The sequence below is a fragment of the Skermanella rosea genome (assembly GCF_016806835.2).
Classification (GTDB): Bacteria; Pseudomonadota; Alphaproteobacteria; order Azospirillales; family Azospirillaceae; genus Skermanella; species Skermanella rosea.
In genome coordinates, this window is the sequence record NZ_CP086111.1 from 1 (window position 1) to 22447 (window position 22447).

General features: G+C 70.0%; 20 protein-coding genes. 17 read left to right on the forward strand and 3 right to left on the reverse strand.

What is annotated here, in order from left to right; all coding sequences use genetic code 11:
* The 10 genes from dnaA to JL101_RS00050 all read left to right on the forward strand — a co-directional run bounded on the left by dnaA (window position 1) and on the right by JL101_RS00050 (window position 11684).
* The gene (dnaA, locus tag JL101_RS00005; RefSeq protein WP_201076286.1) at window positions 1-1428 is read left to right on the forward strand and encodes a chromosomal replication initiator protein DnaA; all 1428 of its coding nucleotides are present in this window, start codon (window positions 1-3) and stop codon (window positions 1426-1428) included.
* 191 nt (window positions 1429-1619) lie between these two features.
* On the forward strand, window positions 1620-2750 hold the full coding sequence (gene dnaN, locus JL101_RS00010) for a DNA polymerase III subunit beta (RefSeq protein WP_203098642.1): 1131 nt from the start codon (window positions 1620-1622) through the stop codon (window positions 2748-2750).
* An 83-nt stretch (window positions 2751-2833) separates the two neighbouring features.
* The gene (gene recF, locus JL101_RS00015) at window positions 2834-4015 is read left to right on the forward strand and encodes a DNA replication/repair protein RecF (RefSeq protein WP_228435210.1); all 1182 of its coding nucleotides are present in this window, start codon (window positions 2834-2836) and stop codon (window positions 4013-4015) included.
* 76 nt (window positions 4016-4091) lie between these two features.
* Window positions 4092-6578, forward strand: a complete 2487-nt coding sequence (gyrB, locus tag JL101_RS00020; RefSeq protein ID WP_203098643.1) for a DNA topoisomerase (ATP-hydrolyzing) subunit B — start codon at window positions 4092-4094, stop codon at window positions 6576-6578.
* A 108-nt stretch (window positions 6579-6686) separates the two neighbouring features.
* On the forward strand, window positions 6687-6863 hold the full coding sequence (locus JL101_RS00025; protein WP_203098644.1) for a hypothetical protein: 177 nt from the start codon (window positions 6687-6689) through the stop codon (window positions 6861-6863).
* 134 nt (window positions 6864-6997) lie between these two features.
* Window positions 6998-7399: a hypothetical protein gene (locus JL101_RS00030; RefSeq protein WP_203098645.1), complete on the forward strand. Its 402-nt coding sequence runs from the start codon at window positions 6998-7000 to the stop codon at window positions 7397-7399.
* Window positions 7400-7491: 92 nt separating this feature from the next.
* Window positions 7492-8271 carry a Spy/CpxP family protein refolding chaperone gene (locus tag JL101_RS00035; protein WP_203098646.1) on the forward strand — a complete coding sequence of 260 codons (780 nt, stop codon included), beginning with the start codon at window positions 7492-7494 and terminating at the stop codon, window positions 8269-8271.
* 90 nt (window positions 8272-8361) lie between these two features.
* Window positions 8362-8835, forward strand: a complete 474-nt coding sequence (locus JL101_RS00040) for a DUF411 domain-containing protein (RefSeq protein ID WP_203098647.1) — start codon at window positions 8362-8364, stop codon at window positions 8833-8835.
* A 49-nt stretch (window positions 8836-8884) separates the two neighbouring features.
* Entirely contained in the window at window positions 8885-11251 is a 2367-nt protein-coding gene (locus JL101_RS00045; protein WP_203098648.1) for a heavy metal translocating P-type ATPase, read from the forward strand.
* Window positions 11252-11522: 271 nt separating this feature from the next.
* Complete coding sequence (locus tag JL101_RS00050) at window positions 11523-11684, forward strand: hypothetical protein (RefSeq protein WP_203098649.1); 162 nt, start codon at window positions 11523-11525, stop codon at window positions 11682-11684.
* Between the two features lie 2 nt (window positions 11685-11686).
* Here the strand turns inward: JL101_RS00050 and JL101_RS00055 are convergent, their stop codons facing one another.
* Window positions 11687-12085: a hypothetical protein gene (locus JL101_RS00055; protein ID WP_203098650.1), complete on the reverse strand. Its 399-nt coding sequence runs from the start codon at window positions 12083-12085 to the stop codon at window positions 11687-11689.
* 292 nt (window positions 12086-12377) lie between these two features.
* On the opposite strand from JL101_RS00055, the gene JL101_RS00060 reads away from it, so the two are divergent.
* The 5 genes from JL101_RS00060 to JL101_RS00080 all read left to right on the forward strand — a co-directional run bounded on the left by JL101_RS00060 (window position 12378) and on the right by JL101_RS00080 (window position 17613).
* Window positions 12378-13520 carry a site-2 protease family protein gene (locus JL101_RS00060; RefSeq protein ID WP_203098651.1) on the forward strand — a complete coding sequence of 381 codons (1143 nt, stop codon included), beginning with the start codon at window positions 12378-12380 and terminating at the stop codon, window positions 13518-13520.
* Window positions 13521-13668: 148 nt separating this feature from the next.
* Entirely contained in the window at window positions 13669-14466 is a 798-nt protein-coding gene (locus JL101_RS00065) for a terminase small subunit (protein WP_203098652.1), read from the forward strand.
* A 225-nt stretch (window positions 14467-14691) separates the two neighbouring features.
* Window positions 14692-15501, forward strand: a complete 810-nt coding sequence (locus tag JL101_RS00070; protein WP_203098653.1) for an enoyl-CoA hydratase/isomerase family protein — start codon at window positions 14692-14694, stop codon at window positions 15499-15501.
* 41 nt (window positions 15502-15542) lie between these two features.
* Entirely contained in the window at window positions 15543-16376 is an 834-nt protein-coding gene (locus tag JL101_RS00075) for an SDR family oxidoreductase (RefSeq protein ID WP_203098654.1), read from the forward strand.
* A 37-nt stretch (window positions 16377-16413) separates the two neighbouring features.
* Entirely contained in the window at window positions 16414-17613 is a 1200-nt protein-coding gene (locus JL101_RS00080; RefSeq protein WP_203098655.1) for an ABC transporter substrate-binding protein, read from the forward strand.
* Window positions 17614-17644: 31 nt separating this feature from the next.
* Here the strand turns inward: JL101_RS00080 and selB are convergent, their stop codons facing one another.
* Together selB and selA are read right to left on the reverse strand one after the other, a co-directional pair.
* Entirely contained in the window at window positions 17645-19534 is a 1890-nt protein-coding gene (selB, locus tag JL101_RS00085) for a selenocysteine-specific translation elongation factor (protein WP_203098656.1), read from the reverse strand.
* Window positions 19531-20973 carry an L-seryl-tRNA(Sec) selenium transferase gene (selA, locus tag JL101_RS00090; RefSeq protein ID WP_203098657.1) on the reverse strand — a complete coding sequence of 481 codons (1443 nt, stop codon included), beginning with the start codon at window positions 20971-20973 and terminating at the stop codon, window positions 19531-19533. Before selA ends, selB begins: the two co-directional genes overlap by 4 nt.
* Before the next feature lie 268 nt (window positions 20974-21241).
* Between selA and JL101_RS00095 the strand changes: the two genes are divergently transcribed.
* Both JL101_RS00095 and JL101_RS00100 read left to right on the forward strand, forming a co-directional pair.
* Window positions 21242-21412 (forward strand): hypothetical protein, encoded by a 171-nt coding sequence (locus JL101_RS00095; RefSeq protein ID WP_203098658.1) that lies wholly within the window; start codon window positions 21242-21244, stop codon window positions 21410-21412.
* An 83-nt stretch (window positions 21413-21495) separates the two neighbouring features.
* The gene (locus JL101_RS00100) at window positions 21496-22422 is read left to right on the forward strand and encodes an alpha/beta fold hydrolase (protein WP_203098659.1); all 927 of its coding nucleotides are present in this window, start codon (window positions 21496-21498) and stop codon (window positions 22420-22422) included.
* Window positions 22423-22447: the final 25 nt, after the last annotated feature.

A 22447-nucleotide genomic window follows, 5' to 3' on the forward strand; every position in this document is an offset into this window, starting at 1 on the left:
ATGTCGGTAGGCGGTTCGTTGGATCAGCAATGGGCGCGGGTGAGCGGCCGGCTCAAGGACGAGGTCGGTGAGACGGCGTATCGGAGCTGGCTGAAGCCGCTCACCGTCAGCGAGCTGAAGGGCGGCGAGGTGCGCATCACCGTGCCGACCCGGTTCATGCGCGACTGGGTGCTGACCCATTATGCCGACCGGATCCGCGCCCTCTGGTCCGGGGAGAATCCGCGCGTCCAGTCCGTGGACATCGTGGTGGCGCCCAGCCGGCTGGATGTCGGCGCCTCCGCCAACGACGACATGGGCCTGCCCGGCGACATGGCGGGCGACCTGTCCGCCCCGATTCCCTCCGACGAGGTGGAGGAGGAGCGTCCGACCTCCGGCGCCCAGCTCGGGCTGGACGGCCGGGACGAGCATTTCGCCCACCTGGACCCGCGCTTCACCTTCGAGAACTTCGTCGTCGGCAAGCCGAACGAGCTGGCCCACGCCGCCGCCCGGCGGGTCACCGACGCCGCGACCGTCACCTTCAACCCGCTGTTCCTCTATGGCGGCGTGGGTCTGGGCAAGACCCACCTGATGCACGCCATCGCCTGGCAGATCCGCAAGAAGGACCCCAACCGCCGGGTGCTGTACCTGTCGGCCGAGAAGTTCATGTACCAGTTCATCCGGGCGCTCCGGTTCAAGGACACCATGGCCTTCAAGGAGCAGTTCCGGTCGGTCGACGTGCTGATGATCGACGACGTACAGTTCATCAGCGGCAAGGACAGCACCCAGGAGGAGTTCTTCCACACCTTCAACGCCCTGGTCGACCAGAACCGCCAGGTCGTGATCTCGGCCGACAAGTCGCCGTCCGACCTGGAGGGGATGGAGGAGCGGCTGCGCTCCCGCCTGGGCTGGGGGCTGGTCGCGGACATACACCCGACCACCTACGAGCTCCGGCTCGGCATCCTCCAGGCCAAGGCCGAGTCGATGAACGTCCAGATCAACTCCAAGGTCCTGGAGTTCCTGGCCCACAAGATCACCTCCAACGTCCGCGAGCTGGAAGGCGCCCTGAACCGCATCGTCGCCCATGCCGAGCTGGTCGGCCGGGCGATCACGCTGGAATCGACCCAGGAGGTGTTGCACGACCTGCTCCGGGCCAACGACCGCCGCGTGACCATCGACGAGATCCAGAAGAAGGTGGCGGAGCACTACAACATCCGCCTCGCCGACATGCATTCCGCCCGGCGCGCCCGCGCCGTCGCCCGGCCCCGGCAGGTCGCCATGTACCTGGCCAAGCAGCTCACCGCCCGCTCCCTGCCGGAGATCGGCCGCAAGTTCGGCGGCCGCGACCACACCACCGTGATGCACGCCGTCCGCAAGGTGGAGGAGCTGAGGACGTCCGACCAGAGCTTCGCCGAGGACGTCGAGCTGCTGCGCCGCATGCTGGAGGGCTGAGCGGCCCCGCCGCCGCTCCGGCCGCCGCCCGGGAACGCCGCTTCCGGCCGGCGGATCGCGTTCGGAATCCGTTAGCTTTTCGCCCGCGTGTGCTATAGTCGCCGCCCGCTTCGCGGCATCCGACGGGGTGCGCGCGGCAGCGGACACACCTGTCGGAACCGGCTAAAGCCCCTCGAGACCAGCGGATCAGCATGAAAATCACGATCGAACGCGCCGCCCTCCTCCGCTCCCTCGGGCATGTTCAAAGCGTGGTGGAACGCCGGAACACGATCCCCATCCTGTCCAACGTCATGCTGAAGGCCGAGAACGGCGAGCTTGCGCTGACCGCGACCGACATGGACCTGGAGATCGTCGAGTCCGTTCCCGCCGACATCGCCCAGCCGGGAGCGACCACGGCGCCGGCCCACACCCTGTACGACATCGTCCGCAAGCTGCCCGACGGCAGCCAGGTGGAACTGGACAGCTCCGGCGACAACGGGCTGCTGACGCTTCGGTCGGGCCGCTCCAACTTCAAGCTGGGCTGCCTGCCGGTCGAGGACTTCCCCCAGATGTCCGGCGGCGACATGGCGCACCGCTTCAGCCTCGCCGCGTCGGACCTGCGGAACCTGGTGGACCGCACCCGCTTCGCGATCTCCACGGAGGAGACCCGCTACTATCTCAACGGCATCTACCTGCACGCCACCAAGTCGCGCGCCGGCGAGGCGGAGATGCCGGTGCTGCGCGCGGTCGCGACCGACGGCCACCGGCTGGCCCGGGTCGAGATCCCGCTGCCCGACGGGGCGGCCGGCATTCCCGGCGTGATCGTGCCGCGCAAGACCGTGCTGGAGATCCGCAAGCTGATCGACGAGGCGGCCGACCGGATCGAGGTCAGCCTGTCCGAGACCAAGGTCCGCTTCGGCTTCGACGCCGTGACCGTCACGTCCAAGCTGATCGACGGCACTTTCCCCGACTACGAGCGGGTGATCCCGACCGGCAACGACAAGGTGCTGGAGGTGGACAGCCGGGTCTTCGCCAGCGCGGTGGACCGGGTCGCGACCATCTCGACCGAGAAGAGCCGGGCGGTCAAGCTGAGCATCGACCGGGGCAACCTGACCCTGTCGGCGACCAGCCCCGAGGCCGGCAGCGCCACCGAGGAGCTGGAGGTCAGTTATGACAGCTCCCCCCTCGAAATCGGTTTCAACTCTCGCTATCTATTGGACATCACTCAGCAGATCGAGGGTGACGGCGCCCGGTTCACCATGGCCGACGCCGCGTCGCCCACGATCGTCCGGGATGTGGCCGACAGTTCGGCCCTGTATGTTCTGATGCCGATGCGCGTTTGACGCGCGGCCGTGCGGGAAGCGCGGCCCTCGCGGCGTGGCCGGGCAGGGGTCCGGGCGCCGCCGCGGGTATGGCCGGAGTTCCGATGCCGCCAGTTGCGATGCCGCCAGCCCCGATAGCCCTGCGCGATGCGCCAGCCCCCCGGCTGGCGGTCACCCGCCTGACCCTGACGCAGTTCCGCTGCTACGACGGCGCGCGTCTCGACGCGGACGCGCGTCCCGTCGTGCTGACGGGGCCGAACGGCGCCGGCAAGACCAACCTTTTGGAAGCCGTCAGCTTCCTGTCGCCCGGCCGCGGCCTGCGCCGCGCCCGCCTGGCCGACGTGGAGCGGATCGGCGCGCCGGAAGGCAGCGGCTGGGCGGTCGCGGCGCGGGTCGCGACCCCGTTCGGCCCGGTCGACATCGGCACCGGCCGCGACGGCACCGCCGACGGGCAGCCGGAGCGCCGCCTCGTCCGGATCGACGGCCACCCCGTGCGCGGCCAGGTGGCCCTGGCCGAGCATGTGGCGCTGACCTGGCTGACGCCCCAGATGGACCGGCTGTTCGTCGAGGGATCGAGCGGCCGGCGCCGCTTCCTGGACCGGCTGGTGTTCGGCTTCGACCCGGCCCATGCCGGACGGCTCAGCCGCTACGAGCACGCGCTGCGCGAACGGGGCCGGCTGCTGCGCGACGGGCGCGGCGACGAGTCCTGGCTGTCCGCGCTGGAGGACGAGATGGCGACCTCCGGCGTCGCGGTCGCCGCCGCCCGGCGCGACATGGTGGCGCGGCTCCAGCAGGCGTGCGAGCAGGCGACCGGCCCGTTCCCGCGGGCCGACCTCGCGGTTTCCGGCACGGTGGAGGACTGGTTGGCCGACCAGCCGGCCCTGGCGGCCGAGGATGCGCTGCGCCGCCGGCTTTCCGAGTCCCGCCGCCACGACGGCTCCGGCGAGGGTACCGCGGGTCCCCACCGCAGCGACCTCGCGGTCCGCCACCGCGGCAAGGACATGCCGGCCGAGTTCTGCTCGACCGGCGAGCAGAAGGCCCTGCTGATCGCCATCGTCCTGGCCAACGCCCGGCTGATGGCGGCCGAGCGCGGCCAGCCGCCCCTGATGCTGCTGGACGAGGTGGCGGCCCACCTGGACGCCGACCGGCGCAGCGCCCTGTTCGGCGAGATCCTGGATCTCGGCGCCCAGGCCTGGCTGACCGGCACCGACGCCGGCATCTTCGCCGAGCTGGGCGACCGGGCCAGCTTCTTCCGCGTGGAGGACGCCCATGTCCATCCGGCCTAGCGGGAAACCGCCGCAATTCTCCGCCTTGGGGATTAATCCCCCGGCATGTACCCCGAAACTCTGATAGTATCGACCGATGGCACAGGAAGCTTTCAAGACACCCGACTCCGCACCGCAGGAATACGGCGCCCACTCCATCAAGGTGTTGAAGGGGTTGGACGCGGTGCGGAAGCGCCCTGGCATGTATATCGGCGACACCGATGACGGCTCGGGCCTCCACCACATGGTCTACGAGGTGGTGGACAACGCCATCGACGAGTCGCTGGCGGGATATTGCGACAAGGTCGAGGTGGTGCTCAACGCCGACGGATCGGTCACGGTCCGCGACAACGGCCGCGGCATCCCCGTGGACATGCACGAGGAGGAGGGCGTCTCGGCGGCGGAGGTCATCATGACCCAGCTCCATGCCGGCGGAAAGTTCGACCAGAACTCCTACAAGGTCTCCGGCGGCCTGCACGGAGTCGGCGTGTCGGTGGTCAACGCCCTGTCCGAGCTGCTGACGCTGCGCATCTGGCGCGCCGGCCGGATCTGGGAGATGGACTTCCGCCACGGCGACCGGGTCGAGCCGCTGAAGGACGCGGGCGAGGCGCCGCTCGTCGGCGGCAAGCCGCTGACCGGCACCGAGGTGACCTTCCTGCCCTCCAAGGCCACCTTCACCAAGACCGACTTCGACTTCGGCACGCTGGAGCACCGGCTGCGCGAGCTGGCCTTCCTCAATTCCGGCGTCTATCTCCAGCTCACCGACGCCCGCGGGGTCGAGCCCAAGGTGGTCGACCTGCATTACGAGGGCGGGCTGGAAGCCTTCGTCCAGTACCTGGACCGGTCCAAGGCGGCGCTGCACAAGCCGGCGATCGCCCTGTCCGCCGTCCGCCCCAGCGAGCTGGGCGGCGAGATCACGGTCGAGGCGGCGCTCCAGTGGAACGACAGCTATCACGAGACGATGCTGTGCTTCACCAACAACATCCCGCAGCGTGACGGCGGCACCCACCTGGCCGGCTTCCGGGCGGCGCTGACCCGCACGCTGAACAACTACGCCACGGAGTCCGGCATCGCCAAGAAGGAGAAGGTCAACCTGACCGGCGACGACATGCGCGAGGGCCTGACCTGCGTGCTGTCGGTCAAGGTGCCCGATCCGAAGTTCTCCAGCCAGACCAAGGACAAGCTGGTCTCTTCCGAGGTCCGGCCCGTGGTCGAGTCGGCCATATCGGAGGCGCTCGCCACCTGGTTCGAGGAGCACCCGAACGAGGCCAAGCGCATCACCGCCAAGGTGGTGGAGGCCGCCGCCGCCCGCGAGGCCGCCCGCAAGGCGCGCGAGCTGACCCGGCGCAAGGGCGCCCTGGACATCACCTCGCTGCCGGGCAAGCTGGCCGACTGCCAGGAGCGCGACCCGGCGCTGTCCGAGCTGTTCATCGTCGAGGGCGACTCGGCGGGCGGCTCGGCCAAGCAGGGCCGCTCGCGCCAGTACCAGGCGATCCTGCCGCTCCGCGGCAAGATCCTGAACGTGGAGCGGGCGCGCTTCGACAAGATGCTCGGCTCGGCGGAGATCGGCACGCTGATCGCGGCGCTGGGCACCGGCATCGGCCGGGAGGAGTTCGACGTCGCCAAGACGCGCTACCACAAGATCATCATCATGACCGACGCCGATGTGGACGGCTCCCACATCCGCACGCTGCTGCTGACCTTCTTCTACCGCCAGATGCCGCAGGTGATCGAGCAGGGCTACCTGTACATCGCCCAGCCGCCGCTCTACCGGATCAAGCGCGGCAACTCGCGCGAGCGGTACCTGAAGGACGACAAGGCGCTGGAGGATTACCTGACCGACGAGGGCATCGACGACGTGATCTTCAGCCCGTCGTCCGACGGCGTGATGGTCGTCGGCGAGCGCCTGAAGGCCCTGGTGGAGCAGGCCCGCGCCGCGCGCGGCCCGATGGAGACCCTGACCCGCAAGGCCGGCAGCCTGCGCGTGGTCGAGCAGGCCGCCATCGCCGGCGCCTACGACCTGGCGATCCTCAACGACCCCGAGCGCGCCGCGGCCTTGGCGGCGGAGATCGCGACGCGCCTCAACACCTTGTCCGACAGCGACGGCATGACCGGCGGCGGCTGGCAGGGCAGCGCCAGCCAGGACGCCCTGGTGATCTCCCGCACCCGGCGCGGCGTGACCCACCGCCACGTCCTGGACCGCGACCTGCTGAAGAGCGTCGAGGCCCGCACCCTCAACACCATGGCCGCCTCGCTCAAGGCCAACTACGCCGGCATCGGCCGCCTGACCCACAAGGACAAGGAACTCCGCCCGATCACCGGCCCCCTGGCCCTGCTCGACGCGATCATGGAACTCGGCCGCCACGGCGTGACCATCCAGCGCTACAAGGGCCTGGGCGAGATGAACCCCGAGCAGCTCTGGGAAACCACCCTGGACCCGACCAAGCGCTCCCTGCTCCAGGTGAAGGTCAACCACGCCGACGAGGCCGAGGAGGTCTTCAGCACCCTGATGGGCGACATCGTGGAGCCCAGGCGCGAGTTCATCCAGGACAACGCGCTGAAGGTGGCGAACCTGGACGTTTGAGGGGCGACAAAAAAAGCGCATCCAACCAGCGGGAACCAATCCCCGGGAGTCCGGTTCCAAGGTTTCGATCATGGAGTCCATGTCCAACCACAGAGGGGGACCGTGACGATGACCAAGGACACCGGAAGCGCCGGCCAGGCACCGGGGACCGCCGGACGGGAGCAGCCGGCGGCGGGGGCCGGGGAGAAGAAGGAGCCCTGGTGGCGGAAGGATCCCGAAGGAAAGGAATCCTCCCTCGACCACTCCAACATGAATCCCGACAACCTGAAGAGCAACGACCTCTAGCCGGGTTTTCCGAGCCGGATCTTGATGCGGATCAAGGTCCGCGGCGGAACATCGCGTAAACTCGGGACGAGGCTGCCGGAAGCCCGTATTTCCGGCGATGCCACTTTCCGGAGACACTGGCGAGACCTTCGAGGATGCGAAGCGGTATCGGCAAGATCACGAGGACCCTGGTGGCGTGCCTGCTTCTGTTGGCGCTGCCCGGGGCCGCGTTCGTGTCGGACGCCGCGTTCGCCCATCACCTCCGGCACGGCTGCGACCATGCCGCCGGCCACGCCGCCGGCCCGGAGGGCCATCGCGCTGGAACCGCGGCGACCCTCCCGTCCGATGCGGACGGGGGTGACTGCGCCGGCAGGGGCGATGCCGGCCTCAAATGCCGCATCGGCCTCCAGTGCATGACGGTGACCGGCGGTCTTCCCGCCTCCTTCGTCCTGCCCCTGGTCCGCCTGCCCGCCGGTTCGGAGCTGCCGCCGGCCGCCGCATTGCTGGACGGCATAGATCCGGCTCCCGTCCTTCATCCTCCCAGACCGCTCGCCTGATCGGCCCGGAACGCCGGCTTGTCCGGCGGCGGGATTCGAACCCGGCTTGCACGTCGCTCCGCCGTCTCTTCGCGCCCCGTCGCGGAGACGGCATGGATTTCCAGGAGGAAATGATGAAGACCTTCACCCGCATGACGCTCCCCGCCTTCGTTCTGCTGGCCTCGGCGGCCCTCGCCCAGGCCCAGCCGCAACCCCGGCCCCCGGAGGATGACCACCAGGCCCACCATCCCGCCGGCCAGACCGCGCAGGCGCAGCCCGCCCCCGATCCGGCGCCGCAGCCGGGCGCCGGCATGGGAATGCCCGGCATGGGCGGCCAGCAGATGCCGATGCAGGGCATGTCCATGGGCGGCCACCAGGGCGGCATGATGGGCCAAGGCGGCATGATGACGGGCTGCCCGATGATGCGCTCCGGCCAGGGCGGCAGTTCCGCAGGCATGCCCATGATGCAGGGGATGGGCCAGGGCGGCATGGGCCAAGGCAATATGGGTCAAGGCGGCATGGGCGGCATGGGCCAAGGCAATATGGGCCAAGGCGGCATGGGCATGCCCTTCGAGCATGTCGAGGGCCGCGTCGCCTTCCTGAAGGCCGAGATCGGCATCACCGACGCGCAGCAGAAATTCTGGAACGACTTCGCCGACGCGATGCGCCGGAATGCGGAAACCCACCGGACCATGCATCGGCAGATGATGAGCCTGGAAGCCGCCGCCTCGGACTGGCAGGACCGTCTCGAGCGGCGCGCCCGGATCATGACGGCCCGCGCCGAGGCGATGAGCGCGCTGAACGCCGCCGCCGGACCCCTGTTCGCCGCCCTGTCGGAGGATCAGCGGGACAAGGCCGAGAGGTTGCTTTCCGGCCCCATGGGCATGATGTGAGTGGGGCGGTTCCCGCCGCCTGGAACCGATCCGCCAAAAACCCTCGGGGGCGCCCGCATGCGGTGCGGGCGCCCCGCTCCGGGAGATATCATGAAGACCAGCAAGACCCTGCTCGCCGCCCTGACCGGCGCCTTCGCGATCGGTGCCGCCGCCTTCGCCCCGGCCATGCCCGCCCACGCCGACCCGGCCGCCGCCGGCCAGGAGGTGGAGGTCTGGAAATCCCCCAGTTGCGGCTGCTGCGGCGGCTGGGTGAAGCACATGCAGGCCGCCGGCTTCACCGTGAAGGTCCACGACATCGAGGACGTCCAGCCGGTCAAGACGGCCAGCGGCGTCCCCGACGCGCTCGGCTCCTGCCACACCGCCAAGGTCGGCGGCTACGTGGTCGAGGGACACGTCCCGGCGACGGACGTCCTGCGCCTGCTCGCGGAGAAGCCCAAGGCGACGGGGCTGGCCGCACCCGGAATGCCGGCGGACGCGCCCGGCATGGATCTGGGCACCGGCCAGCCCTACGACGTGATCCTGTTCGACGCCGGCGGCGGCGCCCAGGTCTACGCGCGGCACTGATCCCGGCCCGGCGGGCCGGTGATAACGCACGAGGAAACGGAGGACCGGCATGGCCGATCCGCATCCCGCAGGCAATCATCACGGCCACCACCACGGCCATTCCCATCCGGACCACGGCAAGCCGACGGCGAAGGACCCCGTCTGCGGCATGGCCGTGGACCCGGCCACGTCCCGGCACCGCGCCGAGCACGGCGGGCGGACCCTGCATTTCTGCTCCTCCGCCTGCCATGACAGGTTCGTCGCCGATCCCGACCGGTACCTGAACCCCGCCGGCGCGCCGCCGGAGCCGGCCGGACAGGGCGTCATCTACACCTGCCCGATGCATCCGGAGATCCGCCAGGAAGGCCCCGGCACCTGTCCCATCTGCGGCATGGCGCTGGAGCCGGTCGCGGGCGGCGCGGAGGACGGGCCGAACCCCGAACTCGCCGACATGAGCCGGCGTTTCCGGATCGGCGCCATCCTGACCGTCCCGCTGCTGATCCTGGAGATGGCGGCGCACCTTCCCGGCATGGGGCTCCATGGCGTCATTGCGCCCCGCGTCTCCCTGTGGATCCAGTTCCTGCTGGCCACGCCGGTCGTCCTGTGGGCCGGGTGGCCGCTGCTGGAGCGCGGCTGGCGGTCCTTCGTGACCCGCCGCCTCAACATGTTCTCGCTGATCGCGCTCGGCGTGGGCGCCGCCTACCTTTTCAGCCTCGTCGCCACGTTCCTGCCGGGCCTCTTCCCGGCCGGGTTCCGGAACGCGGAGGGACTGGTCGCGGTCTATTACGAGGCCGCCGCCGTCATCACCGTCCTGGTGCTGCTGGGGCAGATGCTGGAACTCCGCGCGCGGGAGCGGACCGGCGGCGCCATCAAGGCGCTGCTGAACCTGGCCCCCAAGACGGCGCGGCGCATCCGCGACGGCGGCGAGGACGAGGAGGTCCCGCTCGACCGGGTGCGGGTCGGCGACCGCCTGCGGGTCAGGCCCGGCGAGAGCGTCCCGGTGGACGGCACCGTCCTCGACGGGCGCGGCGCGGTGGACGAATCCATGGTGACCGGCGAGTCGATGCCGGTGGGGAAGGAGCCGGGGGCGAAGGTCATCGGCGGCACCCTCAACCAGACCGGCGCGCTGGTCGTGCGGGCGGACGGGGTCGGTTCCGACACGATGCTGTCGCGCATCGTCGCCATGGTCGCGGAGGCCCAGCGCAGCCGGGCTCCCATCCAGCGGCTCGCCGACATCGTGTCCGCCTGGTTCGTGCCCTCCGTGATCGTCGTGGCCGTGCTGGCCTTCGCCGCCTGGATGGCCTGGGGGCCGTCCCCCGCCTTCGCCCACGCCCTCATCGCCGCCGTCTCGGTCCTGATCATCGCCTGTCCCTGCGCCCTGGGGCTGGCGACGCCGATGTCCATCATGGTCGGGGTCGGCAAGGGAGCGGGCGCGGGCGTGCTGATCAAGAACGCGGAGGCGCTGGAGCGGTTCGAGAAGGTGGACACGCTGGTCGTGGACAAGACCGGCACGCTGACCGAGGGCCGGCCCCGCGTCGTCGCCGTCGTCCCGGCGCCGGGCTTCGACGAAGCGACGGTCCTGTCGCTGGCCGCCGGGCTGGAACGGTCGAGCGAGCACCCGCTGGCGGCGGCAATCGTCTCCGCCGCCCGGGACCGCGGGCTGGACCTCCTCGACGTGACCGGCTTCGGGTCGGTGACCGGCAAGGGCGTGGCCGGGCATGTCGGCGGGCGCGCGGTCTCCCTGGGCAACGCCGCCATGATGCGGGACCAGGGCGTCGATCCGGGCGACCTGGAGAGCCGCGCCGACGCGCTTCGGCGCGACGGCGCCACGGCGCTGTTCGCGTCGATCGACGGCAGGCCCGGCGGCGTGATCGCCGTCGCCGACCCGGTCAAGGCCAGCACGCCGGAGGCGCTCGCCAGGCTTCGCGATGACGGCATCCGCATCGTGATGCTGACCGGCGACAACCGGACCACCGCCGAAGCCGTGGCCCGGACCCTCGGCATCCCCGACATCGAGGCGGAGGTCCTGCCCGAGGACAAGAACCAGGTCGTGAAACGCCTCAAGGCACAGGGCCGCATCGTCGCCATGGCGGGCGACGGGGTCAACGACGCGCCGGCCCTGGCGGAGGCCGACGTCGGGGTCGCCATGGGCACCGGGACCGACGTCGCCATCCAGAGCGCCGGCGTGACCCTGGTGAAGGGCGATCTGGCGGGCATCGCGCGGGCGCGCACGCTCAGCCGGGCCACCATGTCCAACATCCGCCAGAACCTCGTCCTGGCCTTCGTCTACAACGCGCTGGGCGTCCCCGTCGCCGCCGGCCTGTTCTATCCGCTGTTCGGCTGGACCCTCAGCCCGATCATCGCCGCCGCGGCGATGGCGCTCAGCTCCGTCAGCGTGATCGGCAACGCCCTGCGCCTCAGGACGCTCCGCCTGTGAGAGAGGTCCCGCAGGATCGATGGGCCGCCCCCACGCGGTTTACGCTCTGGGTGCCCGCTGCATGGCAAAGGCGCGCCCCAGGTGGTGCTTGCAAACCCGGGCTCGACTACCCTACTGTGAAACCTGCTAAAATGCGTGATATGCGATGCGAGACCACCGGAACCGCTTTGCTTTGCCCCTTGCAGACCTCGAAAATGTGCTTCGATCGTACGGCGGTGCGGTTGCGCCTCCCGTTCTGGTCCGCAGGCGCCATCGTGATGTGGTTGGACAGGTGGTCGAGCGTATCGTTGACGACGCCGGCGTCGTCAGGGCGCGGCGCATCCTTGATGCCGCCGCCAAGGCGGAGGGCGGCGACGCCAAGGTCACTTTGCTGACAGGCATGTCGAAGGAAGAGCGGCGCGAACGCCTTTTCGGCAAGATGCCGCGTTCCTGAGTTCAGTTGAAATTTCGCGGCCCACCCGCCTCTCCCTGCGGTACATCGAAGCGAAGCCGAAGATCGTCGGCATCGTCGGTGACCATCTCGATATCACGGTGTCCCTTTCCTCGCGCCAGCAGGCCGATCTGGAACTGCTGATCGACCTGATCGAGTCGGGTGTTGCCGTCCCGGATCGCTTTTACCGCCCCAGCATGGATCGCCGAGGTGACGACATGCTCGTCAAGGGTAAGGTGATGCACCTGCATCTGGATGGACCCTCGAACGCACTGGTGTATTTGATCCAGTACGACGATGCCGTGCTCATCATCGAAGTGAACTCTCACATTCACTTGAACGACAAGCCGGAGGGGAAGAAGTTCCGCGCCGACCTGATCGGCAAGGCCGAGCGTAACCTCCATAAGGATCTTCAGGCCGGACCCGCTCCACTCCTTGCCGGTCGTCGAATCAGGAAACCTCGGACGTGAAGGTTCTCCCGGTTCCCCGACCCGCCCCTCTTTTCACGATGCCGGCCGATCCCATCCCGCTCTCGAAAGCCCCGGGGCAGGCCGTTTGAACGCCCGGCCATCCCGCCGGTGACCCCGCGCCCATCCGCCGCACCCTGCATGATCACGGCACGGAATCCCGCGTCGGCCTGTTCCTCTCCGGTGAACCCGCAGAGCATAGAACCGGGCATCGAACGCGAGGGCTGCCATGAGCTGGTCAATCCCCATCGGGACCGTCAAGGGCACGGTCATCCGGATCCACGTCACCTTTCTTCTCTTCCTCGTCTGGATCGGCGCGATGCATTACGCCCAGGGCGGCGGGCCGGCGGCGCTGGAAGGCGTCGTCTTCATCGTGCTGCTGTTCGCCTGCGTGCTGCTGCACGAGTTCGGGCACGTCTTCGCGGCGCGGCGCTACGGGGTGCAGACGCCTGACATCACCCTGCTGCCGATCGGCGGCGTGGCGCGGCTCGAGCGCATCCCCGAGAAGCCGTCGCAGGAGCTGGTGATCGCGCTGGCCGGTCCTGCCGTCAACGTCGTGATCGCCGCCGCCCTCTACGTGGCGCTCCTGGCCGGCGGGTTCCCGCTGTCGGTCGGCCTGCCCGCCGACGGGTCGGAGGTCCAGAACCCCGGCGTCAGCATGCTGGCCCGGCTCGCCTGGGTGAACGTGTTCCTGGTGCTGTTCAACCTGATCCCCGCCTTTCCCATGGACGGCGGCCGGGTCCTGCGGGCCTTCCTGGCCCAGCGCATGGGCTATGGGCGCGGCACGGCGGTGGCCGCCACGATCGGGCAGGGCGTCGCCTTCGTGTTCGGCCTGCTGGGCCTGTTCGGCAATCCCCTGCTGCTGTTCATCGCGCTGTTCGTCTATCTCGCCGCCTCGTCGGAAGCCCACGCGGTGCAGATCCGCGAGGTCTCCCGCGGGGTCATGGCCGGCGACGCCATGATCACCCAGTTCGAAAGCCTGTCCCCCGCCAGCGTCGTCGAGGACGCCGTGCAGTGCCTGATCCACACCACGCAGCACGAATTCCCCATCGTGGACGGCTCCGGCCGGCTGCGCGGGGTGCTGACCCGCGACGACATGATCCGGGCGCTGCGGGACCGCGGTCCCGACACGCCCGTGCTGGAGGTGATGCGCACCGACATCCCGGTGATCGGCCAGCGCCAGAACCTGGAGGAGGCCCTGCGCCTGATGCAGGAGAACCGCCTTCCCGCCGTCGGCATCAACGACGCCACCGGACGCCTGGTCGGGCTGATCACCCCGGAGAATGTCGGCGAGATGATGATGGTCGAGGCCGCCCGCCCCAAGGGCGGCCCCCGCGCTCCCCGGACTTCGGCGCCGCTTCCCGGCCGGTAACCGGCCTGCGCAGCGGCGGCGTCCCGCCGCCCAAGGTGCGCGTGACGCGCACCCTCCCAGGGATCACGCCTGCCGATCTTAAGATTGAATTCCTGAAAAAGAAAGGATAAAACACCTACAACCAGTCCCCCGTCCGGAGAGCCCCGCCATGCCCGAGAACGTCTCCCAGCTCCCCCGCCGCCGCGAAGCCTTCGCCCGCCACGTCGCGGCCGGCCGCAGCCTGGCGGAGGCGGCGCGGCTCTCCGGCTATGCCCATGACAGCGCGCGCCAGACCGGTTCGCGCCTGATGAAGGAAGGGGAGGTCGCCGCCCGGGTGGCCCAGCTCGCCGCCGAGGAGGACCGCCGCCAGCGGGAGGAAACCGACGAGCTGGTCGGCATCCTCAAGCGCGTGATGCTCGACGCGGTGGAACGCCACCGCCACTCCGCGGCCCTGCGCGCCGTGGATCAGATCGCCCGGTTCCGCGGCCTCGCCGTCGCCAAGCCGGCGGCGCGCGGGTCCGCCGCCCGTGCCGGGGATGGCGACGGCCACGCTCCCGCCCCCACAAACACGGAGGAATCCGACGGACCTCCCGGCGACGTCGATAATTTCAGCAACATCCTGTTCGACCCGCCGATGCCGCCGGAATCCATCCCTCCGGTCGAGGCCGCCCCCGTCCCCCCGGACCCGAAGAAGGAGGAGAGCAAGGCCCGCGAGGCGAAGGCGGAGCGGCGGTCCCTGTGCCGGGACCTGATCGTGAGGCACCACCCCCAATTGATCCCGCGCATCCGGGACGGTGAGGAGCCCGAAGCGTTCTTCGACGCGGACTATCGGCTGCTGCCCGCCGACCGGTGGCCCGAGGATCGCCTTCGGCTGCGCGAACCGGCCCCGGCCTCCGCGGTTTCGGCCCCTGCTCCGGCCCAGGCTCCGGCTTCCCGGGCTCCGACCTCCCCTGTCCGGGGTCGATGATGACGAATCATGACATTCCCTGCCCCGGAACGCCGCCGCTCTCGAACAACCCTGACCGCGCTCCTGTTGAGCGGCATCCCGTCAACGGGTACCTTGTCACACCGTCCGGATCGGCGGCATTCGCCGACATGAGCCGCCGATCCCGATGGCAAGGATGACAAGCTCCCGGCCGTGGCGGCACGGCACGGGGCATGCCATGGACAGGCCGCCAGGAAGGGACATGCCTTGACCACCGACATCAACGATCGGGTACTGCTCGACATCGCGGGGGGCGTCGCGACGCTGACGCTCAACCGGCCGGGCGCGCTCAACGCCCTCGACACCAAGCTTGCCGAGGGGCTGTCGGCCGGCCTGTCCCGCTGCGAGGAGGACGACGCGGTCCGCGCGGTGGTGATCCGCGGCGCCGGCGACAATTTCATGGCCGGCGGCGATATCAAGATGTTCTCCGCCCTGCTGGCGGAATCCAGCGGCGCCCGGCGCAGCTATTTCGAGCGACTGATCCACCAGGTCCACGAATCCATCGTCATCCTGCGGCGCATGCCCAAGCCGGTCGTCGCCAGCGTGCGCGGCGCCACCGCCGGTTTCGGCGTCAGCCTCGTGCTGGCCTGCGACCTCGCCATCGCGGCCGACGACGCCGTCTTCACGCTGGCCTATTGCCATATCGGCGTCAGCCCGGACGGCGGCTCGACCTTCCACCTGGCCCGCGCCGTCGGCATGAAGAAGGCGATGGAGATCGCGCTGCTGGGCGATCGCTTCAGCGCCACCGACGCCGAAAGCCTCGGCCTGATCAACCGCGCCGTCACCTCCGCCAACCTGGAGGACGAGACCGCCAAGCTCGCCAACCGGCTCGCGGCCGGCCCGACCGCGGCCTATGGGCGGACCAAGCAGCTGCTCAACGCGTCGCTCAACACGACCCTGGAAACCCAGCTCCAGGCGGAAGCCGAGCGGTTCGCCGCCAGCGCCGTGACCTCCGACTTCGCGGAGGGCGTCACCGCCTTCCTGGAGAAGCGCAAGCCCTCCTTCACCGGCAAATAATCACAAGAACCAGTCGCACCGCGATTTCGGAGGAAACGACCATGGCACCCGCCGGCACCGGCACCCTTTCGGGCAAGACCCTGTTCATCACCGGCGCCAGCCGCGGCATCGGCAAGGCCATAGCCCTGCGCGCGGCGCGCGACGGCGCCAACATCGTCATCGCCGCCAAGACGACCGAGGCCCACCCCAAGCTTCCCGGCACCATCCACAGCGCGGCGGAGGAGATCGAGGCCGCCGGCGGCAAGGCGCTGGCCGTCCAGGTCGATATCCGCGACGAGGCCCAGATCGCCGCCGGCGTCGCCCAAGCGGTGGAGACGTTCGGCGGGATCGACATCCTGGTCAACAACGCCAGCGCCATCAGCCTGACCGGCACGCTGGAAACGCCGATGAAGCGCTTCGACCTCATGATGGGCGTCAACGCGCGCGGCACCTTTGCCACCTCCCAGGCCTGCATCCCGCATCTCAGCAAGGCCGCCAATCCCCATGTCCTGATGCTGTCGCCGCCGCTCGCGATGAATCCCAAGTGGTTCAAGGACCACACGGCCTACACCATGGCGAAATACGGCATGAGCATGTGCGTTCTGGGCATGAGCGCCGAGTTCCGGGACGCCGGCATTGCCGTCAACGCCTTGTGGCCGCGCACCCTGATCGCGACCGCCGCCCTCGCCATGATCCCCGGCGTCGATCCCGGGACCGGCCGCAAGCCGGAGATCGTCGCCGACGCGGCCCACGCCATCCTGTGCCGCGACAGCCGGAGCTGCACCGGCAATTTCTTCATCGACGACGAGGTGTTGAGGGAGGAAGGAATCACCGACTTCGCCCCCTATGCCGTCGATCCGTCGAAACCCCTGATGTCCGACCTTTTCCTGGACTGATCCGGGAACACATAGGACGACAGGGAGGAAGAAACGAATGAAACTGTCCAGAACCATCCGGGCCGCCTGCATCGCGGCCGCCGCAGGCGCCGTCGTCGCGGTCGCCGCCGTCCCCGCCCGTGCCGTCGAGGTGACCATCGGTTATCTCGGCCAACAGGAACCCCCGCGCGAGCCGCTGTCCTTCGTCGAGCCGATCCTGGAGGACGAGGGTATCCAGGGCGCCCAGCTCGGGCTGAAGGACAACGCGACCACCGGCCGGCTGCTCGGCCAGGACTTCAAGCTGGACGAGGCGATCGTGCCGGAGGACGGCGACCCCGCTGCCGCCGCGCGCGAGATGCTGGGGCGCGGCGTCAGGCTGATCGTCTCCGACCTGCCGGCCCAGGCCCTGCTCGCCATCGCCGACCTGCCGGAAGCCGGCGACGCCCTGATCCTGAATGCCCGCGCGCGCGACGACAGCCTGCGCCGCGACCAGTGCCGCGCCAATGTCCTGCACACCATCCCCAGCCGGGCCATGCTGGCCGACGCCCTCGGCCAATACCTCGTGTTCAAGCGCTGGACCCGCTGGTTCCTGGTCGAGGGGCCGGGCGAGGGCGACAAGAAGCTGGCCGAGGCGATCCGCAGGACCGCCAAGCGCTACAACACCCGAATCGTGGTGGACAAACCCTGGACCTTCGAGACCGGCAACCGCCGCACCGACAGCGGCGCCGTCAACGAGCGCGACGCCATCCAGGGTTTCACCCAGGTGGACGACTACGACATCCTGATCGTCGCCGACGAGGGGGACCAGTTCGGCGAATATCTGGTTCACCGCACCGCCCGCCCGCGCCCGGTCGCCGGAACACAGGGGCTGGTGCCCACCGCCTGGTCGCGGGTGACGGAGAACTGGGGCGCCACCCAGCTCCAGCGCCGGTTCGAGCGTCAGGCCGGCCGCAGCATGACCGAACGCGACCACACCGCCTGGCTGGCGGTCCGCACCATCGGCGAGGCCGCGACCCGGACCAACTCGGCCGATCCCAAGACGATCGAGGGCTTCATCCGCAGCCCCGACTTCGCGCTGGGCGGCTTCAAGGGCCAGCCGCTCAGCTTCCGCCCGTGGGACGGCCAGATGCGCCAGCCGATCCTGCTGGTCAACCCGCGCATGCTGGTCTCCGTTTCCCCCCAGGAAGGCTTCCTGCACCAGGTGACGGAACTGGACAGCCTGGGCGACGACCGGCCGGAGACCCGGTGCCGGTTCTGATTGAACTTGGCACCGACGAGGGGAACCGGGGTCAGGGCGCCCGCTCCCCCGTCCCGGCGATCACGCGGCGGTCGTCCTGGCGCCGCGTGAAGCCGGCGGCGTCCAGGTGTTCCAGCAGCGGGATGCTGAACTTCCGCGAGATGCCGAGCAACCGGCCCAGGTCGGCGACCAGGAAGCCGCCGGCCCGGTCGGCAAGATGGATCGCCATGATCCGCTTCGCCTTGGCGACCGCGTCGCGGTGGAACAGGATGTCGCGCTTCTGCACCCGGTCGGTGGTCCGGACCAGCGTCCCGGTGCGGACCAGATAGCGCACCGCCTGGAACCGGGCCTTGTCCGACCCGACCACGGCGGCGAGGTCCGGCGGCGTCAGCCCGCCCTCCCGGAAGGGCGTCTCGACCGCCGCGATGACGCTCCGGTCCCGTTCCGACATCAGGGCCGCCGGGTTGAAATCCCGGTGGCGCAGCCGCCCCCCGTCATTGACCAGGATGCCCCGGCGGACAAGGCCGGCGGCCAGGGCGGCGGCAGTGCGCTCCAGCCTCTCCCGGGGCAGGCCCGGCTCGGTCGGGTGGCGGCGGTGATGCTCCTCGACCAGCGCCAGAAGGCGGCATTCCTGGTCGCGCAGCACCTCCGCCAGGAGCACGGTGTCCTCGCCCAGAAACTCGGCCCCCGCATCCGGCAGGATGCCGCACAGCATTTCACGTGAAACCGCCAGCAGCCGGCACAGCTCCGCGACCGCGCTCCCCTCGGCGCCGGCGGCTCGAAGCCGGGCCGCGACCACGGCGGCCGGCGCCCCGGTCGCCAGCACGCTGAGGAACTCCAGCGCGGCGGCGTCATGGCGCCGACGCCTTCGGGACGCCGGGTCGAGGATCCGCCCGCCGCCGACCGTGGACGGCGGCGATGGCGTGCGGAGGATGAAGGGTTCGCCGGCCGGCACCGCGACCGGCTCGCCGGCCTGGAGCTGGACCGGGGCGCGGTCCCCCGGCTCCAGCCGGTCCCGGTCCAGCAGCCGCACCCGTGCCGACGTCTCCGTGGTGCCGACCAGCAGGCGGACCACCGACCCGCTCCCAAGATCCCGGCCGGCGGAGGGCAGCAGCCGCAAATCCGCGTCGAGCCAGACGGAGGGGACCAGCAGGCCGGGCGTCGCCAACGCGTCGCCCCGCGTCAGGTCGGACAGCTCGACCCCGCGCAGGTTGACGGCGGTGCGCCGCCCGGCCCCGGCGGTCTCGACCGCTCGGCCATGGATCTGGAGGCTGCGGACCCGCGCGCTCCGCCCGCCCGGCTGGATCTCCACCGCGTCGCCGACCCGCAGCGCGCCGCGCCGGAGCGTGCCCGTCGCGACCGTCCCGAAACCGGCCACCGCGAACACCCGGTCGGCCGGCAGGAAGAAGACCCCGGCATCCGCCCCGGTCCCGGCCTCGCGGGGCAGGGTTGCCAGCACCTCGCGCAGCCGGTCCAGGCCGGCCCCCGTCACGGCGGAGGTCGGGACCGCCGTGACCTCCGCGATGCCCGCGGCCCGCGCCAGCTCGCAGGCGGCCCGTCCGGCGGCCTCGGCCCGTCCGGCATCCACCAGGTCGCACTTGGCGACCGCGACGATGCCCCGCTTCACGCCGATCAGCCCGGCGATCTCCACATGCTCCACGGTCTGCGGCTTGATCCCCTCGTTCGCCGCGACCACCAGCAGGACCGCGTCGATGCCGGTGGCGCCGGAGATCATGGTGCGGACGAAGCGTTCGTGGCCGGGCATGTCGATCAGGTCGATCTCGCCGTCCGGCACCGCCAGATGGGCGAAGCCCAGCGCGATGGAGATGCCGCGCCGCTTCTCCTCCTCCAGCCGGTCCGTGTCGATCCCGGTCAGCGCCCTGACCAGGGCCGTCTTGCCGTGGTCCACATGGCCGATCACCCCGACCAGTGCGCTCCTCATGGGGCCGGGACTCCCTGGACCGCTGCCCGGACCGCCCCCCGGATTGCTGTCGCGATCACCGGCAGGTCCGCGTCGGCCAGCGTCCTCATGTCCAGGACGAACCGGTCCGCGGCGATCCTGCCGACCACCGCCGGCCGGTGCAGCCTCAGCCGCCGCGCCAGCTCCGCCGTGCCCAGTCCCGCCGCCCGAAGCGTCACCAGCCGGGTCGGCAGCGCCGTCTCCGGCAGGGAGCCGCCGCCGGAATAGCTCTTGCCCTCGGCGCCCGCGACCTCCAGCCCGTCGATGCCGGCCAGCAGTTCCGCCAGCCGGCCGGCCCGCTCCTCCAGCCGGTGCAGGGGAGTTGCCAGCATGGCGAGCACCGGCACGGCAGCCACCACCCTCGCCGGGTCCAGGTACAGCTTCAGCGTGGCTTCCAGCGCCGCCAGCGACAGCTTGTCGATCCGGACCGCCCGCAGCAGTGGATGCTTCTTTAACTGGACAACCAGGTCGCGACGGCCTACTATGATGCCAGCCTGCGGACCCCCCAGCAACTTGTCCGCGCTGAACATCACCAGATCGATACCCGATGCGACGCTTTCCCTCACGGTCGGTTCGTGGGGCAGGCCGATGTCGCGCAGGTCGAACAGGGTGCCGCTTCCCAGATCCTCCATCACCACCAGCCCGCGCCGCCGGCCCAGGTCCGCCAGCTCGGCAAGGTCGGGTGCGCTGGTGAAGCCGACGATGCGGTAATTGCTCTGGTGGACCTTCAGGACCACCCGGGTCTCCGGCGTGATCGCCGCCTCGTAGTCGGACGCCCGGGTCTTGTTGGTGGTCCCGACCTCGACCAGCCGGGCGCCGCCCTGGCGGATCACGTCGGGCACCCGGAAGGAACCGCCGATCTCCACCAGCTCGGAGCGGGAGACCAGGGCCTCGCCGCCCCCGGCCACGGCGCTCAGCGCCAGCAGCACGGCGGCGGCATTGTTGTTGACCACCAGGGCCGCCTCCGCCCCGGTAAGCCGGCACAGCAGGCCGGTGACGGCGGCGTAGCGCGATCCGCGGGTGCCGCTCTCCAGGTCGAATTCCAGGTTCGTGTAGCCGGCGGCGACGTCGGCGACCGCCGTAACCGCCGGTTCCGCCAGGGGGGCGCGGCCCAGGTTGGTGTGGATCACGATACCGGTGCCGTTGATCACCCGGCGCATCCGGTCATGGCGCAGCGGTTCCAGCGCCGACCGGACCGAGTCGAAGAAGCTGTCCGCGGGAAAACTCTCGAAGCACGCGGCCCCGTCCAGCACGGCGCGGCGCAGCGCATCGAGCGCGCCGCGGACCGCCTCGGTCACCAGCACGCGCGGGAACTCCGCCAGGAGGGCGGCGGCCTCGGTGCTCTCCAGCAGCTTCTGGACCTGGGGAAGGGCGCGGAGAGCCGCCGGGGCGGCAGGGGAAGAGGACGGAACGACATGCATGACTTCGGATGTGGAGTCCGCCGCCCCGCGACCCACCCCATCCAATCGTCCTACCCCGACCGGACCCCCGCCGGAGTACGGACCGTTGTGTCCTTGGCGGAGAGAACGATGTCAGGATTCCGCATGATCGCCGCGAGGGCGATCGCGGTCTTGTCACTCCCCATCTCCGCTGCTCCATCCCATGCCGAAGGAGGTATCCACTTAATCTTCGTAACGGAATACATAAAATTACATAAAATATGCCGATACTTCAGTCGAGGGCTTTGGGATGGGCTTGGTTACGAAGACGCTGGACAGGACTGCACCCGCGCAGGCGTCCGCCGACGCTGCCCGCCCCCTGTCCGCACGGCTGAGCCTCGCCCTCTGGATCCTCCTGATGTCCGCCCTGTGGGTGCTGGTCGTGGCCGGCGCCTGCGCCCTGCTCGGCATCGAATTCTAGCCTCTCGCCCCGCAATTCCTGGACCGCCGCCTGTTCTCGACGGATGTGACAGACCCTCCACATCCGAGTTCCGGGGCCCTGGATTGCAGCAAGACCAGATCAAGCGGGATACCATCCTTCTGCCCGACGGCCGGCGCCTGGGCTACGCCGAGTACGGCGACCCCGACGGACCGCCCGTCATGTACTGCCACGGTTTTCCCAGCTGCCGGCTGGAACCGGGCATGGTCGAGATTTCGGGCGTCCGGCTGGTCGCGCTGGACCGTCCGGGCTACGGCCGGTCCGATCCCAGGCCGGGGCGCCGGCTGGCGGATTGGCCGGCCGACGTGGCGGCAGCCGCCGACGCGCTGGGGATCGACCGTTTCGCGGTGGCCGGCGTCTCGGGCGGGGCGCCCTATGCCGCTGCCTGCGCGGCGCTGCTCCCGGGCCGCGTCACCGGGCTGGCGCTGATCTGCGGCATAGCGCCGCCGAACATGGGGTGGGAAGCCGGCGGTGCCGCGGCGCAGCTGATGATGCTGGACCGGCTCCCCGGCTCCGCGACGCTGGCCGTGGGCGTGGGGCGACGCCTCGTCCTCGGCCTGCGGTCGGCCTCGCTGCTGCGGGCGCTGCTGCGGTTCGGCCGCCTGCCGGAGGCGGACCGCCGCGTCCTGGCCGGGCGGGCCGGCATCCATGTGCTGGACAGCTTCCGGGAGGCGCTGCGGAACGGTCCGCAGGGTGCCCTCGACGATGTGCGCAACTTCGCCCAGCCCTGGAATTTCCACGTCGGAGACATCGCGGTGCCGACGGTGATCTGGCATGGCGACATGGACAATCAGGTACCCGTGGCAGCGGCCGAAGTGTACGCAAGGCTGATTTCCCACGCCCAACTGTGTATCAAAGATGGTGAGGGTCATTTTTCACTGGTCGTTCAATATAACCGCACCATCATCTCTTCTTTTTTTGCCATTGCGGAAAGGTACGCGCTGACCGATGTTACATCTGCGGCTCGCACATTTCCGCCTGCGGGAGGATGAGCCGGAAAAACCCGTCTGGTTTCTC